Below are 16,363 nucleotides of genomic sequence, written 5' to 3'. Positions count from 1 at the left end.
ACCTGAAAACCAGAAACGGCGGGGCTTACCCGCCGTTTTTCATTCGTGCTTCATCGGAGCAGCAGGCTCCTAACCTGCGGTCACAGGCCCGTGCCTGCTTCACCGCCCCCTGGATTGCCTCATGCGCACCGATACCGGCAGCACGCCCCGTCCCCTCGACTGGCTGGTCTTCCTTCTTGTCCCGGTCTTCTTTTCCAGCAATCTCGTTTTCGGCCGCGGCATTGTCGGCGAAATCGGTCCCTATATGACCGCGTTTATCCGCTGGGCAGGCTCGACGCTTATTATGCTGCCGCTGCTCTATATGGATCGTCGCGCTGCTGCGGCCTTTGTGCGGGCCCATACGTGGTTGTGGCTCTGGCTCGGCTTCCTCGGCATGGGCATTTGCGGCGGCTTCGTCTACTGGGCGCTCACCATGACGACGGCCTCGAATGCCACGCTGATCTACAGCACGTCGTCGCTCTTCATCATTCTGCTGGAATGGCTGTTCGCCAGCCGACGCATCAGCATCAAGGAGATCTGCGGCATGGCGCTCGCCTTCGCGGGCGTCGCGGTCATCGTGTTGCGCGGAGATCTGGCTGCCGTTCTTCACATGCGGTTCAATCTCGGCGATCTCGGCATTCTGATCGCTGCGATCGCGTTTGCCTTTTATTCAATTCTGTTACGGCGCCCGGCAGCTCAAGCCGTTCGTCCGCTCACGCTGTTCGGACTGATTGCCTTCTCCGGCTCGCTCATCCTGATCGTGCCGGCGATCTGGGAACTGTTTCATGGCGGTCTTCTTCCCACCAGCCAGTCCGCCTGGATGAAGCTTGCCGGCATCATTCTCTTCGCCTCGCTCGCCGCCTTCTTCTGCTTCCAGCAGGTGGTGCGGATCTTCGGTTCGGTCACGGCCGGGACCACGCTCTACCTCATGCCCCCGGTTTCGATCGTCATGGCCGTGGCGTTTCTCGGCGAAACCTTCGAGGCCTACCATGCTGTCGGCATCGTGTGCGTCCTCGGAGGCGTCATTCTTGCAACGTTGAAGGGAAGACGAGCAGGAACGGGATGAGAACAAAGTGGAACTATCCTTACCACACCGCATTTGCCACTTGAGCAACAACGGATTTACACCCACATTATGTTGCGAAAGGATGTCGCACCATGAAACAGCGAAATGCCAAGTTTACGATCGGGGAAGTCGTTCGCCACAAGGTGTTCCCGTTCCGCGGCGTCGTGTTCGATGTGGACCCCGAATATGACAATACCGAGGAATGGTGGAACGCGATTCCGGCCGAGATCCGCCCAAGCAAGGATCAGCCCTTCTACCACCTTCTGGCCGAGAACGACGAAACCGAATACGTCGCTTATGTCTCGGAACAGAACCTGGTCCATGACGAGAGCGACCAACCCCTGCGCAACCCGCAGGTCTACCAGATCTTCGACGCCGGCCCCTCCGGCAATCTAAAGCCGAAGGTCATCCTCGCCCATTGATGGGGGCCAGCCTTGTCGAGATAAATCGTCAAAACGAAAAAAGCCCAGTCTTTCGACCGGGCTTTTTTGTTGCTTTGAGATTTGAACTTACTGGCCCTGCTTGGCAGCGTTCTGAGCTTCTTCAAGCTTCTTGCGCGCTTCCTCAGCCTTCTTCTGCATGCCTTCTTCCAGGCTACGCTGGCTTTCCGCAAGCTGCGACTGGGTGATAGCGGCACCGTCATAAGCGCCGGTGAAGCCGGTCAGCGAAACCTTGATCGGGTTTGGCGCGCGACGGAAGTTCATCGACGTGAACACGACGTCGGTGCCCTTCTTGAGGCTGGCGATCATCGCATCCGTCAGGGGCACTTCAGCTGTGCACTTGTCGGGAAGGCAGACGGCGTAGTCGAGCTTCTGACCCTTGGCACCGTCGATCTGCATGATGATGCCAGGCTGCACCATACGTGCGGTCGGAACCGAAACCTGAAGGATCTTGCGGTTGACCTTGCCTTCGACGCTGATGAGGCCGATTGCCGTGATCAGCTGGCCGTTCTGAGCCAGAATGATGTTCTGCACAACGCAGAGATCAGCATCGTCCTGCTTGGTGCAGGTCTTGAACCAGCCAAGCGGCGGACCGCCGGCACCGGCGCCGCCCTGTGCGGGAGCTGCCTGCTGGGCGAAGGCTGCAACCGGCAGCGCAGCTACGCCGACCGAAACAGCAAGAGCAGACATGGCCGTCCGCATAACTTTGGTTGCCTTGAGCATCATAACGAAATCCGTCTCCTGAAATCCGCGGGCGCAGCATGCGCCGTCCACCCCGTCGAGATGTCCTACTGCCTGTCACCTGTCGCTCAAATGAGGCAATTGAATGACTCGGCGGGTGTTGCCAATCTGTTACATCGACGCGACGGCGATATCCAGCCTTTCTTTTGCTATTTTGACAAACCTCACCGTTGCAACGCAAGTTTGAAGAGCCTGTGCTTGGTGCATTGTCACCTATCCGCTATTTTCCGCCCGAATCAGCAGTATTGAGAGAAACGGAATGCTTTCATGAAGCGCAGTATATCCTTCTTGATCGCAGCGACGCTGTTTGTGCCTGTCATGGCATCCGGGGCGCGGGCGCAGCCTGTGCACGCGATCTCCATGCATGGCGAACCTGCCCTGCCCGCCGATTACCAGCATCTGAGCTACGTCAATCCGCAAGTGAAGAAGGGGGGCAGCGTCCGCTACGGCGTCGTCGGCACGTTCGACAGCCTCAACCCGTTCAACCTCAAGAGCATCCGCACCACCGCCCGCGGCGTCTGGGATCCGGCCTTCGGCAACCTGATATATGAAACGCTGATGACCCGCTCCGCCGACGAGCCCTTCACGCTCTATGGTCTTCTGGCCGAAAGCGTCGAGTGGAATGATGAGCGCACGTTCATCCAGTTCAACATCAATCCCAAGGCAAAATGGTCCGACGGCCAGCCGGTGACACCTGAGGACGTGATCTTTTCCTTCGAGGTGCTGCGCGACAAGGGTCGGGTGCCGTTCTCCAGGCGTCTCGCCCCTGTGGAGAAGATGGAAAAGGTCGGCGAGCGCAGTGTCCGCTTTACCTTCAACGACACGGTCGACCGGGAATTCCCGCTGATCATCGCCGCCTCCACCCCGATCCTGCCGAAACACGCGATCGATGCCGAGACATTCGATCAGTCGACCCTGAAGGTGCCGCTGGGCTCGGGACCCTATCTTATCAAATCCGTCTCGCCCGGCCAGCGCATCGTCTACGAGCGCGATGAGAAGTACTGGGGCAAGGATATTCCGGCCAAAGTCGGTTTCGACAATTACGACCGAATCAGCGTCGAATACTTTTTGGAAGACAACACCCTGTTCGAAGCCTTCAAGAAGGGCGAGATCGACATCTATCCCGATGGCAGCCCGACCCACTGGGCGCGCGCGTATAATTTCCCGGCCATCCGGACTGGAGACGCGGTCAAGGAAGCCTTCACGCCGCAACTGCCGACAGGCATGCTGGGCTTCGTGTTCAACACGCGCCGGTCGATCTTTGCAGACGTCAATGTGCGCGCCGGCCTTTCGCTGGCCTTCGATTTCGAGTGGGCCAACCGGAACCTGTTCGAGAACGCCTATACCCGCACAGAAAGCTTCTGGCAGGGCTCGCCGCTGACTTCTCTCGGCAAACCGGCGGACCAGCGCGAGCTAGAAATCCTCGGTGACACCAAGAACCGAATCGAGCCCGACGTACTCGATGGTACCTACCGTATCGAAAAGACCAACGCGTCCGGTGCCGACCGCAGAGTGTTGCGAAAGGCCGTCGACCTTCTGAACAAGGGCGGCTACACGATCAAGAACGGCCGCATGACAAATGCCAGCGGGCGCCAGTTGTCGTTCGAGGTCATGACCCAGACCGTCGATCAGGAAAAGCTCGCCATCGCCTACCAGCGAGCCCTTCGGATGATCGGCGTCGACATGGCGATCCGCACAGTCGACGATTCGCAGTACCAGGCGCGGTCGGGCAGCTTCGACTACGACATGATCGTCAAATCCTACCCGTCGTCGCTGTCTCCCGGGATCGAACAGATGGGACGCTGGGGCTCCACCTCCCGCGACACGCCCGGCAGCTTCAATTTTGCAGGAACAGCGGATCCCGATATCGACCGGTTGATCGGGACCATGACAGCCGTCCGTAGCAAGGAAGATTTCGAAGCAACGGTTCGCGCCTATGACCGCCTGCTGATTTCAGGCCATTACATGGTGCCGCTCTACCATATTGCCGACCAGTGGGTGGCGCGGCGCAAGCAGATACGCTATCCGGAAACCTTGCCGCTATACGGCTATCAGCTCAACACCTGGTGGGATGAGCGGGCGCAGTAGACAGCTCGCCACCTGCCGATCGCAAGCCAAACCTGATTGGAAAGAGAACGCCGATGGAGCGCATCACCGTAGATATTGTCTCCGACGTCGTGTGCCCCTGGTGCTACCTGGGCAAGGCGCGGCTCGAGCTCGCCATTGCCGAGGTCCAGGACGAGATCGGTGTCGACCTGAACTGGCGTCCCTATCGCCTCAACCCGGACATTCCGCCTGAAGGTGTGGACCACAAAGCGTTTCTTGAAGCAAAGCTCGGCGGCAGCGAAACGGTCGCCCGCGCGCATGGCGCGTTGACCCAGCTCGGCCAGGAAGTCGGCATCGCGTTCAATTTCGACGCGATCACGGTCGGCTCGAACACACTCGATGCCCACCGTCTGCTGCAGTGGGCTATGGTGGAAGGACGCGAGGTTCAGGATCGCGTTGCGACCGCGCTGTTCAAGGCGAATTTTGAGCAGGGGCGCGTTGTTGGGGACCACGCGGTTCTCGCAGACATCGCCGTCGAAGCCGGCATGGATCGAACTGTCGTCGAGAACCTGCTGGCAGGTGACGCCGATAAGGACACGGTCCTGGCCGAGATCGATGCTGCGCAGAAGATGGGCGTCAACGGCGTGCCGTTCTTCATCATCGACGGACAGTATGCGGTGAGCGGTGCCCAGATGCCGGATGTTCTCGCCAACGCTTTCCGCGAAATCGCCCAGCTCAAAGCCGAAGCTCGCAAGGGCATGATCTAGCTCTCTGAAAGTCATCTTTGTGCAGAAAGACCAGACCCTCAAGGGTGTCCTCATCGCCTTTGCGGCCTTCGCCGCCTATGCGTGGAGCGATGCCAGCGTCAAATTGATCGAGGGCCAGTTGAGCCCGTATCAATCGTCGTTCCTTGGCGCGGTCTTCTGCCTCGTCGGTCTGCCCTTCCTGATGAAGAAGGGCGACCGCTGGACGGATATCTTCAACACCACCAACCGACCTCTCTGGATCCTGCGGTTCGTGGCGCAGGCCGGCGGCACGATCGGCAGCGTCACTGCCTTTACCCATTTGTCGATGGCCGAAGCATTCGCCCTGATCTTCCTTCTTCCGTCCTTCGTCACCATCATGTCCGTCCTCTTCCTGAAGGAGCAGGTCGGATACAAGCGCTGGGCAGCCGTCGTCATCGGCTTTGTCGGCGTCATGATCGTGCTCCGCCCCGGATTTCGCGAACTCTCGATCGGCCATCTCGGCGCCGTCTTCGGTGGCTTGAGCGGCGCGATCTCGATTGTCGTGTTCCGGGCCATGGGACCGTCGGAAAAGAACATATCGCTCTACGGCGCCGGCGTGCTCGGAACGCTCGTCGTGTGCGGCGCGCTTGCCCTGCCCGGCTTCCAGGCGCCAACGGCAATCCAGTGGCTCTGGCTGGCCGGCTACGGGCTTCTGGCAGCGCTCGGCGCGATCCTGGTCATGTACGCTGCCGCCTATGCACCCGCGACCCTGATCGGCCCGACGCAATATAGCCAAATGATCTGGGCGGTGCTGTTCGGCTACTTGGTCTTCGGCGACCATATCGACCTGCCGATGGTGATCGGCATCATCCTGATCATCGGCTCGGGCATGCTGACCCTCATTCGCGAACGCGTTCGCGGCACGCCGCTTCCGCCGGCCCTTGGCTCGGATACGCAGGCCGCCGCGGTGATGGCGCCGGAAGCGCCAGACACGAAGCCCTGAAAGCCACAGTATCGATTGAACGAAAAAGGCCGGCGAGCTCTGCTCACCGGCCTTTTGTTTGTTGTCGAAGCGACGAGACGCTTCAGGTCTTCGCCAGTTCCGCAAACTGCGTCATCACCTGGGCTGCAGCCGTCAGCCGCTTTGTCGGCGTCGGCAGGTCGCGGTTGAGGAAGATGCTCTGGTCCGGCCTGATCTTCGCAAGCGAACCCTGCTTGGCGATATAGCCGACCAGCGCCGCCGGGTTGGGGAACTGCTTGTCACGGAAGACGATGACCACGCCCTTCGGACCGGCATCGACCTTCTCGACATTCGCCTTGCGGCAGAGCGTCTTGATATAGACGACCTTGAGCAGGTTCTGCACCTCGGGCGGCATCGGCCCGAAGCGATCGATCATTTCCGCACCGAAGCCATCGATCTCCGACAGTTCCTGCACTTCGCCAAGGCGGCGATAGAGACCCATGCGCAGATGCAGATCCGGCACGTAGTTCTCCGGGATCATCGTGGTGATGCCGACGGAGATCTGTGGCGACCAGCCCGTATCGACGACGTCGTCCTCACCCTTCACCTCCGCAACCGCCTCTTCCAGCATCTGCTGGTAAAGCTCGAAACCGACTTCCTTGATGTGACCAGACTGCTCCTCGCCGAGAAGATTGCCGGCGCCGCGGATGTCGAGGTCGTGGCTTGCCAGCTGGAAACCGGCGCCCAACGTATCGAGCGACTGCAGCACCTTGAGGCGACGGTCCGCCATCTGGGTGAGCGTCTTGTTGACTGGCAGCGTGAACAGCGCAAATGCCCGAACCTTCGAGCGACCAACGCGGCCACGCAGCTGATAGAGCTGCGCCAACCCGAACATGTCGGCCCGGTGCACGATCAGCGTGTTGGCGGTCGGCACGTCGAGACCGGATTCGACGATCGTGGTCGAGAGAAGCACGTCATACTTGCCGTCGTAGAAGGCATTCATGATGTCTTCCAGCTCTCCCGCAGCCATCTGTCCATGCGCAACGGCTACCTTGAGTTCCGGCACGTCCGACTGCAGAAACGCCTGGATATCGGCAAGATCGGCCAGCCGCGGGCAGACGTAGAAGCTCTGACCGCCGCGGTAGTGCTCGCGCATCAGCGTCTCGCGAATGACCAGCGGATCAAACGGCGAGATAAAGGTCCGCACAGCCATCCGGTCGACCGGCGGCGTGGTGATCAGCGACAGTTCGCGAACGCCCGTCATGGCCAACTGCAGCGTCCGCGGGATCGGCGTCGCAGACAGCGTCAGCACATGCACGTCGGTCTTCATGTCCTTAAGCCGTTCCTTGTGCTTGACCCCGAAATGCTGCTCCTCGTCGATGATCAGCAGGCTCAAGTTCGCGAACTGGATGCTGTTGCCCAGCAGCGCATGGGTGCCGACGACGATATCGACCTTGCCCTCGGACAGTTCCTTCTTCGTCAGCGCCAGTTCCTTAGCCGGCACGAGACGCGAGGCCTGGGCGATCCGGATCGGTAGCCCGCGAAAACGGTTGGTAAACGTCTTGAAATGTTGGCGTGCGAGCAGGGTCGTCGGAACGACAACCGCAACCTGGGCGCCGTTCATCGCGGCAAAGAAGGCTGCGCGCAACGCGACTTCGGTTTTGCCGAAACCAACGTCGCCGCAGACGAGGCGGTCCATCGGCCGTCCCGCGGCCAGATCGTCACGCACGGCCTCGATCGCAGTTGCCTGGTCTTCCGTCTCGTCATAGGGGAAACGCGCCGCGAACTCGTCGTAGAGCCCTTCCGGCGTTGCCAGAACCGGTGCACGGCGCACCATACGTGTCGCAGCGATGCGGATGAGATCGCCGGCCATATCGAGCAGGCGCTTCTTGAGCTTGGCCTTGCGGGCCTGCCAGGCGCCGCCACCAAGCTTGTCGAGATTGGCTTCCGCTGCATCCGACCCATAGCGGGAGAGAAGGTCGATGTTTTCGACGGGCAGGAAGAGCTTCGCCTGATCCGCATAATGCAGTTCCAAACAGGCCCGCGGCGCGCCGGCGGCCTCGATCGTGATCAGGCCGACGAACTTGCCGATACCATGTTCGGCGTGGACGACGAGCGACCCTTCGTCGAGACCCGCAACTTCGGTCAGGAAATCGGCACCGCGCTTGCGACGCTTGCCGCGCCGAACCATGCGGTCGCCGAGAATATCCTGCTCGCCGATCACAGCGATATCGCCCGTCTCGAAACCCGCCTCCAGGCTCATCACGGCGGACGCCGCCTCGCCTTTTTCAAGCTTCTGCAGGTCCGACAGCTTCTCGATCGGCTTGATACGCTTCAGGCCGCGTTCGTCCAGCACCTGCAGCAGGCGGTCGAGCGAGCCGGCGGACCAGCCGGTGATCAGAACCTTCGTGCCTTCGGCTCGCTTGTCGGCGATGTGCTTGACGACAAGATCGAAAATATTGACGCGAACGTCGCTATCGGAATCGTGCTCCTGGGTCTCCGACCCGGTCTCCGCCTGACTTTTCGCCCAACGCGGCCCCGTATGGGCATCCAGCGTCAAGACCGGACGACCGGCCGAATCCATCTCGTTGAAGGGCGTGAGCCTGATGGCCGCGACCTCATCGAGCGTTTCCGCAAACGACTTGCCGTCGAGATAGAGCTGGCCCGGCGATACCGGCTTGTAGGGCGTCGCCTGCGCCGCCGCTCCCTTGCCCAGGCTCGCTTGATCGCGGCGTGCCTCGAAATAGTCGGTGACCAGCTTCGAGCGCTCTAGTGCCGCTTCGCGCGCATTGTGATCCGTGACGATCCGGAAACCGCTCAGATAGTCGAACGCGGTCTCGAGCTTTTCGTAAAACAGCGGCAGCCAGTGTTCCATGCCCGCATAGCGACGCCCTTCGGACACGGCCTGATAAAGCGCGTCGTCACGGTTGGCAGCCCCGAACAGCGACAGATAGTTCGTGCGGAAGCGGCTGATCGTATCGGGCGTCAGCGTCACTTCGCTCATCGGGTTGAGGTCGAGCGAGCGGGCCTGACCTGTCGTGCGCTGGCTTGCCGGATCGAAGGACCGGATCGTTTCCAGCGTATCGCCGAAGAAATCGAGCCGCACCGGCTCTTCCGTTCCGGGCACAAACACGTCGAGAATACCGCCGCGCACCGCGAATTCGCCGACTTCACGAACCGTCGAGACGCGGTCGAAGCCGTTGCGCTCAAGCCGCGCGGCAATATCGTCCATCCGGATCACGTTGCCGGGCTTGGCCGAAAACGCGAGGCTTTCGATGACCGAGGCGGGCGCGATCTTCTGCAACATCGCATTGACCGTGACGAGCACGATTGCCGGATGCGGCTTCTTGGCATGCGCGATCAGCCCCGACAGGGCGGCCAGTCTCCTCGCGGAGACATCGGCACTCGGCGACACACGGTCATAGGGCAGACAGTCCCAGGCCGGCAGCGACAGAACCGGGATTTCCGGCGCGACGAAGGACAGCATCTGCTCGAGATCCGGCATCCTCTGGCCGTCGGAGAGAACGTAGGCAACCGACTGTCCGGCCCGCGCCAGTTCCGCCAAAACAAGCGCTTCGGTGCCGGGCGGCACGCTGCCGATGGTCAGCGGCGTCGAGGAGGCCGCGATCTTCTTCGCGTTGAATCCGGAAATCATTGGCCGAGTTTCTCTTGCAACGACTCTTTCGTTACCGGATCGAAATCCGGCTTGTAGGCGGCGATACGCGCAAACAGCGGCGTCTTGCGCTCCTCGGGCAGCGCCATAGCGCCGGTGATCCAGGCGTGCAAGTCGTGGTCCTGCTCATCCATGATCACTTCAAACTCGTCCAGTTCCGTATCGGAGAGGTTGGAAATCTCCGCCTCGGCGAAGCTGCCGAACACGAGATCCATCTCGCGAATACCGCGATGCCAGCAGCGATAGAGAATACGTCGGCGACGGGGGTCGAGATCCGCGCTGGTGCGTGCCAATCCAGTCATAAGCCAAGTCCCTGTTTTGCGGTTCATATAGGATTGTTTTCGGCTCGCGTCACCTTGCCAAATGGGCAAAACTTGCGCCATTTAGCCAACCATGCGCCCTGCCATACTCGATCCGCTGTTTGCCTCCGTCTCATCGCTGCCCGGCGTCGGCCCGAAGATCGCCGACCTGATCGCGCGTGTCACCAGTCGTGAGGATGCGGAAGACTGCCGGGTCGTCGATCTCCTGTTCCATGCGCCCTATTCGCTGATCGATCGCCGCAACCGTCCGGGCATTGCGCTCGCGCCGCAAGGAGCGATCGTCACCATCGAGGGACGCGTCGACCGGCATCAACCTCCACCGGCCAGAACCAACCAGCCCTACCGGGTTTTTCTGCACGACGAGACCGGCGAACTCGCCCTCACCTTCTTCCGCGCAAAGGGAGACTGGCTGCACAAGACGCTTCCGGTCGACGAACAGGTGATGGTCAGCGGCAAGGTCGACTGGTTCAACGGCCGCGCCTCGATGATCCATCCGGATTTCATGGTAAAGGTATCGGAAGCCGAAAACCTGCCGCTTGTGGAACCCGTCTATCCCATGACTGCGGGCCTCTCTTCGAAGACATTCCGCCGGACGATTGAAGCTGCAATCGCGCGCCTGCCCCAGTTCCCGGAATGGGCGGATTTGAGCCTCACGCAGCGTGAGGGCTTTCCTACCGTAACGGAAGCCTTTCAGGAACTGCACGATCCGCGGGACGAAACGGATATCGATCCCCAGTCCAAGGCACGCCGCCGCTTGGCCTATGACGAATTTCTCGCAGGCCAGGTGTCGCTGGCACTGGTGCGCCAGAAGATCCGCAAAGTGCCGGGACAGCCGATCCGGGTAAAGGGCGAGCTTGCCGCCCGGCTCGTCGCCGCACTGCCCTTTTCGCTGACGCCGAGCCAGAAATCCTCCATCGAGGATATCACCAAGGACATGGCAGGCGAAGACCGCATGCTGCGGCTGCTGCAGGGCGATGTCGGCGCCGGCAAGACGCTGGTGGCCCTTCTGGCGATGGCCGCCGCTGTCGAAGCGGGTGGCCAGGCCGTTCTGATGGCACCGACTGAAATCCTCGCCCGCCAGCATTTCTCGACCATCTCGAAACTGGCCGGTGCCGCAGGTGTCACGGTCGAATTGCTGACCGGCCGCACCAAGGGCCGTGAACGCGAAGCCATCGTCGAACGGATCGCCTCGGGCGAGGCCCAGATCGTCATCGGCACCCACGCGCTGTTCCAAGACACCGTCAGCTATCACAGCCTGATGCTGGCAGTCGTCGACGAGCAGCACCGCTTCGGCGTGCATCAGCGTCTGCGTCTGACCGCCAAGGGCATATCCCCGCATATGCTGGTCATGACCGCGACGCCGATCCCGCGCACGCTGGTGTTGGCAGCCTTCGGCGACATGGACGTGTCCAAGCTGACCGAGAAACCGGCCGGCAGAAAGCCGATCCAGACCGTAACGATCCCGACCGAACGGATCGGCGACGTCGTCGGGCGCCTGCGCAGCGCCGTCGCTGAGGGCAAGAAGGCTTACTGGATCTGCCCGCTGGTCGAGGAATCGGACGTCTCCGAACTGATGTCGGCCGAGGAGCGCTACGCGGTACTGGCCCGCGAACTCGGTGCCGACAATGTCGGCCTCGTGCATGGCCGAATGGCCGGACCGGAAAAAGACGCCGTCATGAGCGCTTTCAAGAACGGCGAGATCCGCCTGCTTGTCGCAACCACCGTCGTCGAGGTCGGCGTCGATGTGCCCGATGCAACGATCATGGTGATCGAACATGCAGAGCGGTTTGGTCTGGCACAGCTCCACCAGCTGCGTGGGCGCGTGGGTCGCGGAGACGAAGCCTCTACCTGCATTCTTCTCTACAAAGGACCGCTCAGCGAGACCGGCCACGCGCGCCTGTCGATTCTCCGCGAAAGCGAGGACGGATTTCTAATCGCCGAGGAAGACCTGAAACTGCGTGGCGAAGGAGAGCTCCTCGGTACACGCCAGTCAGGCACGCCCGGGTTCAAGATCGCGAGCCTCGAGGCGCACGCGGATCTTCTCGAGATCGCCCGCAAGGACGCGACCTATCTCCTCGATCGAGATCCGGACCTCACAAGCGAACGCGGCGAGGCCGTGCGCGCCCTGCTCTATCTGCATCGACGCGACGAAGCGATACGCTTCCTGCGCGCAGGCTAAAGGGCAGTCGGCGGAGTGGTAGTGGCCGGCATGTCCTGCGGTGCCGGCAGGATCGGGACCTCGCCCGGCTTCGGCGTATAGGTCGGAGAAATGAGGCCACCCGAGATCAACAGCTTGGCGCCTTCTTCCGGCGTCATGTCGAGCATGATGATCTGGCTTTTGCGCACGAACATCAGGAAACCTGCCGTCGGAACAGGCGTCGGTGGCATGAAGACTGCCACCATTTCCTCGCCATCTGCGTTGAGCTTCTCCGCAATTTCGCCCTGTGCGTCGCCGGCAATAAACACCAGCACCCAGGTGCCGGGTGTCGGAAACTCCACCATGCCGCACTTCTTGAAGGACGTGGACTGTTCCTTCAGGACCGTCTCGAGGATCTGCTTGACGCTCTTGTAGATCGTCCGGATAAGCGGCATCTGGTTGAGGATCGACTCACCGAAACTGACGATCGAGCGACCGATCAGGTTCCTGCCGAGAAAGCCGATGATGGTGATCATCACCATGGCCAGCAGCAGACCCGTGCCGGGAATCGTTACGTCGAAGTAGTACTGGGGGTCGTAACGCTGCGGAATGTAGGGCGTTACCCAGCTATCGGCCCAGTCGATGAAGGTAAAGGTCAGCCATATCGTGATCGCCAAAGGCGCGCATATGATGAGGCCTGTCAGGAAGTTGTTTCTGAGCCGACCGGCCAGCGATAAGCGCTCTGGGCTGTCGCTCATGAAAATTCCTTACCTGTGACTTGCATTGTCGCACTCATCGAATGCGACAATGCAAGATGCAATGCTGCGATGCAAGGGAAAGCAACCCTTTCCCGATCACTCCACGGTGACGGATTTCGCAAGGTTGCGCGGCTGATCGACATCGGTGCCCATAAACACGGCCGTGTGGTAGGCGAGCAGCTGGATCGGCAGCGAAAAGATCATCGGTGAAATGATCTCGTCCACATTCGGCAGCACGATTGTCGCCATCGTCGGAAGTTTCGAGGCAGCGGCCCCCTTCTCGTCGGTGATGAAGATGATCTTGCCGCCGCGCGCCGCCACTTCCTGCATGTTCGAGACCGTCTTTTCGAAGAACCTGTCATGCGGCGCAATGACGATGACCGGCATGTGCTCGTCAATCAGGGCAATCGGTCCGTGCTTCAGTTCACCGGCTGCGTAGCCTTCCGCGTGGATGTAGGAGATTTCCTTGAGTTTCAACGCACCTTCCAGTGCTAGCGGATAGCTCGTGCCGCGACCAAGATAGAGCACATCCTTGAAGCGGGAAAGCTCACGCGAGAGCGCCTCGATCTGGGGCTGGATGTCGTTCAATACCCGGCTCATGATTCGCGGCATCTCGGCTAAGTGCTTTACCATCGCCTTCTCGTCGCTCTCCGTCACTGTCCCGCGGACGCGACCGGCGCCGATCGAAAGAGCCGCCAGAACCGCGAGCTGGCAGGTGAACGCCTTGGTCGAGGCGACACCGATCTCCGGTCCTGCGAGAATTGGAAACACTGCATCCGATTCGCGCGCGATCGTCGATTCGCGGACGTTGACGATGGCGCCGATCTTCAGGCCCTGTTCCTTGCAATAGCGCAGGGATGCGAGCGTATCGGCTGTCTCGCCGGACTGCGAGATGAACAGCGCCGCCTGGCTGGGCGACAGCGGCAGTTCGCGGTAGCGGAATTCCGAGGCGACGTCGATCTCGACGGGCAGGCGAGCGTACCGCTCGAACCAGTATTTGCCGATCAGACCGGACAGATAGGCCGTACCGCAGGCGGAGATCGCGAGACCGGACACCGTCGAGAAATCAATCGCCGTATCCGTCGGCTTCACCGTGTTGGTGGCAAAGTCGATGTAATGGGCAAGCGCGTGAGAAATGATCTCCGGCTGCTCGTAGATCTCCTTTTCCATGAAGTGGCGGTGGTTGCCCTTGTCGACCATGAAGGTCGCGGCCTGCGAAATCTGGCTCCTGCGGGTAACCGGCCTGCCTTCGTAGTCGATGACCTCGAGACGATCATGGGTGATGATGGCGCAGTCGCCATCGACCAGATAGGTGATCTCGTTGGTGAAGGGCGACAGCGCAATCGCATCCGATCCTAAGAACATCTCTCCCCGACCATGACCGACGGCAAGCGGCGGTCCGAATCGCGCCGAAAAGATCGTGCCGGGCTCGTCCTCGAACATCACGACCAGCGCATAGGCGCCGGAAACGCGGTTGAGCATGGCAAGCATCGCTTCGCGGTGCCCCAGGCCTTCGCGCGTGTAATGCGCCAGAAGATGCGCCACGACTTCCGTATCCGTCTGGCTGGTGAACACAGCCCCGTCGGCGATCAGGGCGTCCTTAAGTTCGGAGAAATTCTCGATGATGCCGTTATGAACAACCGCGACTCCGTCGACGAAATGCGGATGCGCGTTCGTCTCGTTCGGAACGCCATGCGTCGCCCAGCGGGTATGGGCAATGCCGATCATGCCCGGCAGGGGCTCTCCATCGAGCTTCTTCTCGAGGTTGAACAGCTTGCCCTCGGCGCGGCGGCGATCGAGCTTGCCCTCGTGGATCGTCGCGACGCCGGCGGAATCATAGCCGCGGTATTCCAGCCGCCGCAACGCCTCGACCAGACGCGTCGCTACCGGCTCCTGGCCCACGATCCCGACAATCCCGCACATATAGGCCTCTCCAATTCTTCTCGTTCGATCGCGAAGTCCTAGCCGATTGCCCTCGCCGTGCAATCACCGGCGCGGTCACTTTCGATGTCGAACAGTAACGCGAAATCCTTAATGGGTCGGACCTGCCGCTGCGGCCTGTTCGAAGCAGTTCTTGCCCCTCCCGCAGCGACGGATCCTTCCGTCTTCAATGTAGCCCCGGACGGCTACTTCGCCTTGGATGCCTTGATCGCCAGCGCGCGCTCGCGGATCACCTTTGCGCGGTCCGGCTTCACGTCCTGCCGGGCGCGACCAAGGGCCAGCGCATCGTCAGGCACATCCTCGGTAATCACACTGCCTGACGCGACATAAGCCCCGTCGCCGATCGACACCGGCGCAACCAATGACGAATTCGACCCGATGAAGCTGTTCGCGCCGATCCGGGTCTCATGCTTGTTGACGCCGTCATAGTTGCAGGTGATCGTGCCGGCGCCGATATTGGCATGCGCGCCGATGACCGCATCGCCGATATAGGTGAGGTGGTTCACCTTGGCGCCCTCGCCGACCTTGCCGTTCTTCACCTCGCAGAAATTGCCGACCTTCGAGCCCTCGGCGAGATCAGCACCCGGGCGAAGACGCGCGAATGGCCCGACTGTCGCACCCGAACTGACATGCGCACCTTCGATATGGGAAAACGCGTGGATGACCGCACCGCTATCGATCGTCACGCCCGGCCCGAACACCACATTCGGCTCGATCAGCGCGTCCTGTCCGATCTGCGTATCATAGGCCAGGAAAACGGTTTCCGGCGCAATCATGGTGACACCGGACACCATCAGTTCATGTCGGCGACGCTCCTGCCACAGGCGCTCGATGTAAGCCAGTTCCGCCCGGTTGTTGCAGCCGGTCAGTTCCGTTTCGGGCGCATCCACGGCAACGACCTTGCCGCCGTTCGCCCGGGCGATCTCCACGAGATCCGTCAGGTAGTACTCGCCCTTGGTATTGGCATTGCCGATCTGTTCGAGCAGGGCCAAAGCCTTGGCACCGTTGATTGCCATCAGGCCGCTATTGCACCAGGTGACCTTGCGCTCCTCCTCAGTCGCATCCTTCTCCTCGCGGATGGCAACAAGTTCGCCATTATCCACGAGAAGACGGCCATAGCCGGTCGGCTTGTCCGTATGAAACCCGATGACCACAACATCGGCGCCCTTCTCAAGCTCGGCCCGGGCGGCCATGAAGGGAGCGGCAGTGATCAGCGGCACGTCGCCATAGGCCACCAGAACGTCGTCGAAGCCTTCGGCGATGGCGTCACGGGCCGCGAGAACTGCATGTCCGGTACCGAGCCGCTCCGTCTGCAGAAAAGCTTTGACCGATATCCCGTCGATAGCACCTGCCTTGGCGACCTTGTCCGAATCGCGGCCGACCACAAGTGCTGCGTCCGTCATCCCAGCCGAAGCGACCGCTGCCATCACATGCGCAATCATCGGCCGACCAGCGACCGGATGCAGCACTTTCGACATGGACGATTTCATCCTCGTGCTGTCGCCAGCAGCAAGAATGACGGCAAGGCAGGAACGGCTCATGACAGAATCTCCTTCGGCAATCGCCGCCTGTGTAG

At 61.0% G+C, this 16,363-nt stretch carries 12 protein-coding genes; 6 read left to right on the top strand and 6 right to left on the bottom strand.

Going from position 1 to position 16,363, the window contains the following annotated elements:
- Nucleotides 1-121: 121 nt before the first annotated feature.
- Both AC0JZ8_RS13865 and hspQ read left to right on the top strand, forming a co-directional pair.
- On the top strand, nt 122-1,045 hold the full coding sequence (locus AC0JZ8_RS13865) for a DMT family transporter (RefSeq protein WP_471892743.1): 924 nt from the start codon (nt 122-124) through the stop codon (nt 1,043-1,045).
- 92 nt (nt 1,046-1,137) lie between these two features.
- Entirely contained in the window at nt 1,138-1,467 is a 330-nt protein-coding gene (gene hspQ / locus AC0JZ8_RS13860) for a heat shock protein HspQ (RefSeq protein ID WP_062456814.1), read from the top strand.
- Between the two features lie 87 nt (nt 1,468-1,554).
- Here hspQ and AC0JZ8_RS13855 read toward each other — a convergent pair whose 3' ends face one another.
- Complete coding sequence (locus AC0JZ8_RS13855) at nt 1,555-2,211, bottom strand: invasion associated locus B family protein (protein ID WP_062456811.1); 657 nt, start codon at nt 2,209-2,211, stop codon at nt 1,555-1,557.
- Nucleotides 2,212-2,544: 333 nt separating this feature from the next.
- Here AC0JZ8_RS13855 and AC0JZ8_RS13850 point away from each other — a divergent pair, with 333 nt between their 5' ends.
- From AC0JZ8_RS13850 to AC0JZ8_RS13840, 3 genes are read left to right on the top strand one after another with little or no spacing between them, the layout of a single operon-like run.
- A complete protein-coding gene (locus AC0JZ8_RS13850) occupies nt 2,545-4,314 on the top strand; it encodes an extracellular solute-binding protein (protein ID WP_471893376.1) in 1,770 nt (589 codons plus the stop codon).
- Between the two features lie 53 nt (nt 4,315-4,367).
- The gene (locus AC0JZ8_RS13845) at nt 4,368-5,039 is read left to right on the top strand and encodes a DsbA family oxidoreductase (protein ID WP_471892742.1); all 672 of its coding nucleotides are present in this window, start codon (nt 4,368-4,370) and stop codon (nt 5,037-5,039) included.
- A 19-nt stretch (nt 5,040-5,058) separates the two neighbouring features.
- On the top strand, nt 5,059-6,000 hold the full coding sequence (locus AC0JZ8_RS13840) for a DMT family transporter (protein ID WP_471892741.1): 942 nt from the start codon (nt 5,059-5,061) through the stop codon (nt 5,998-6,000).
- Nucleotides 6,001-6,082: 82 nt separating this feature from the next.
- On the opposite strand, the gene mfd is transcribed toward AC0JZ8_RS13840, so the two are convergent.
- Nucleotides 6,083-9,613: a transcription-repair coupling factor gene (gene mfd / locus AC0JZ8_RS13835; RefSeq protein WP_471892740.1), complete on the bottom strand. Its 3,531-nt coding sequence runs from the start codon at nt 9,611-9,613 to the stop codon at nt 6,083-6,085.
- The gene (locus AC0JZ8_RS13830; protein WP_471893375.1) at nt 9,610-9,933 is read right to left on the bottom strand and encodes an FAD assembly factor SdhE; all 324 of its coding nucleotides are present in this window, start codon (nt 9,931-9,933) and stop codon (nt 9,610-9,612) included. Before AC0JZ8_RS13830 ends, mfd begins: the two co-directional genes overlap by 4 nt.
- Before the next feature lie 91 nt (nt 9,934-10,024).
- Here AC0JZ8_RS13830 and recG point away from each other — a divergent pair, with 91 nt between their 5' ends.
- Complete coding sequence (gene recG / locus AC0JZ8_RS13825; RefSeq protein ID WP_471892739.1) at nt 10,025-12,130, top strand: ATP-dependent DNA helicase RecG; 2,106 nt, start codon at nt 10,025-10,027, stop codon at nt 12,128-12,130.
- Here the strand turns inward: recG and AC0JZ8_RS13820 are convergent.
- The 3 genes from AC0JZ8_RS13820 to glmU all read right to left on the bottom strand — a co-directional run bounded on the left by AC0JZ8_RS13820 (nt 12,127) and on the right by glmU (nt 16,328).
- Nucleotides 12,127-12,846: a DUF502 domain-containing protein gene (locus AC0JZ8_RS13820; RefSeq protein ID WP_062580765.1), complete on the bottom strand. Its 720-nt coding sequence runs from the start codon at nt 12,844-12,846 to the stop codon at nt 12,127-12,129. The genes recG and AC0JZ8_RS13820 overlap by 4 nt on opposite strands.
- A 96-nt stretch (nt 12,847-12,942) precedes the next feature.
- Nucleotides 12,943-14,769, bottom strand: a complete 1,827-nt coding sequence (gene glmS / locus AC0JZ8_RS13815) for a glutamine--fructose-6-phosphate transaminase (isomerizing) (RefSeq protein ID WP_471892738.1) — start codon at nt 14,767-14,769, stop codon at nt 12,943-12,945.
- A gap of 203 nt (nt 14,770-14,972) precedes the next feature.
- The gene (glmU, locus tag AC0JZ8_RS13810; protein ID WP_471892737.1) at nt 14,973-16,328 is read right to left on the bottom strand and encodes a bifunctional UDP-N-acetylglucosamine diphosphorylase/glucosamine-1-phosphate N-acetyltransferase GlmU; all 1,356 of its coding nucleotides are present in this window, start codon (nt 16,326-16,328) and stop codon (nt 14,973-14,975) included.
- Nucleotides 16,329-16,363: the final 35 nt, after the last annotated feature.

The sequence above is a fragment of the Velazquezella soli genome (genome assembly GCF_977018685.1).
Note: the sequence above shows the minus strand (reverse complement) of the source record. Positions and strands in the feature narration are given on the sequence as shown.

Coding starts and splice junctions, on each gene's coding strand:
- AC0JZ8_RS13820 (WP_062580765.1), bottom strand. CDS start 12,846: ATGAGCGACAGCCCAGAGCGCTTATCGCTGGCCGGTCGGCTCAGAAAC.
- AC0JZ8_RS13830 (WP_471893375.1), bottom strand. CDS start 9,933: ATGACTGGATTGGCACGCACCAGCGCGGATCTCGACCCCCGTCGCCGA.
- mfd (WP_471892740.1), bottom strand. CDS start 9,613: ATGATTTCCGGATTCAACGCGAAGAAGATCGCGGCCTCCTCGACGCCG.
- AC0JZ8_RS13850 (WP_471893376.1), top strand. CDS start 2,545: ATGGCATCCGGGGCGCGGGCGCAGCCTGTGCACGCGATCTCCATGCAT.
- AC0JZ8_RS13855 (WP_062456811.1), bottom strand. CDS start 2,211: ATGATGCTCAAGGCAACCAAAGTTATGCGGACGGCCATGTCTGCTCTT.
- AC0JZ8_RS13845 (WP_471892742.1), top strand. CDS start 4,368: ATGGAGCGCATCACCGTAGATATTGTCTCCGACGTCGTGTGCCCCTGG.
- recG (WP_471892739.1), top strand. CDS start 10,025: ATGCGCCCTGCCATACTCGATCCGCTGTTTGCCTCCGTCTCATCGCTG.
- hspQ (WP_062456814.1), top strand. CDS start 1,138: ATGAAACAGCGAAATGCCAAGTTTACGATCGGGGAAGTCGTTCGCCAC.
- glmS (WP_471892738.1), bottom strand. CDS start 14,769: ATGTGCGGGATTGTCGGGATCGTGGGCCAGGAGCCGGTAGCGACGCGT.
- AC0JZ8_RS13865 (WP_471892743.1), top strand. CDS start 122: ATGCGCACCGATACCGGCAGCACGCCCCGTCCCCTCGACTGGCTGGTC.
- glmU (WP_471892737.1), bottom strand. CDS start 16,328: ATGAGCCGTTCCTGCCTTGCCGTCATTCTTGCTGCTGGCGACAGCACG.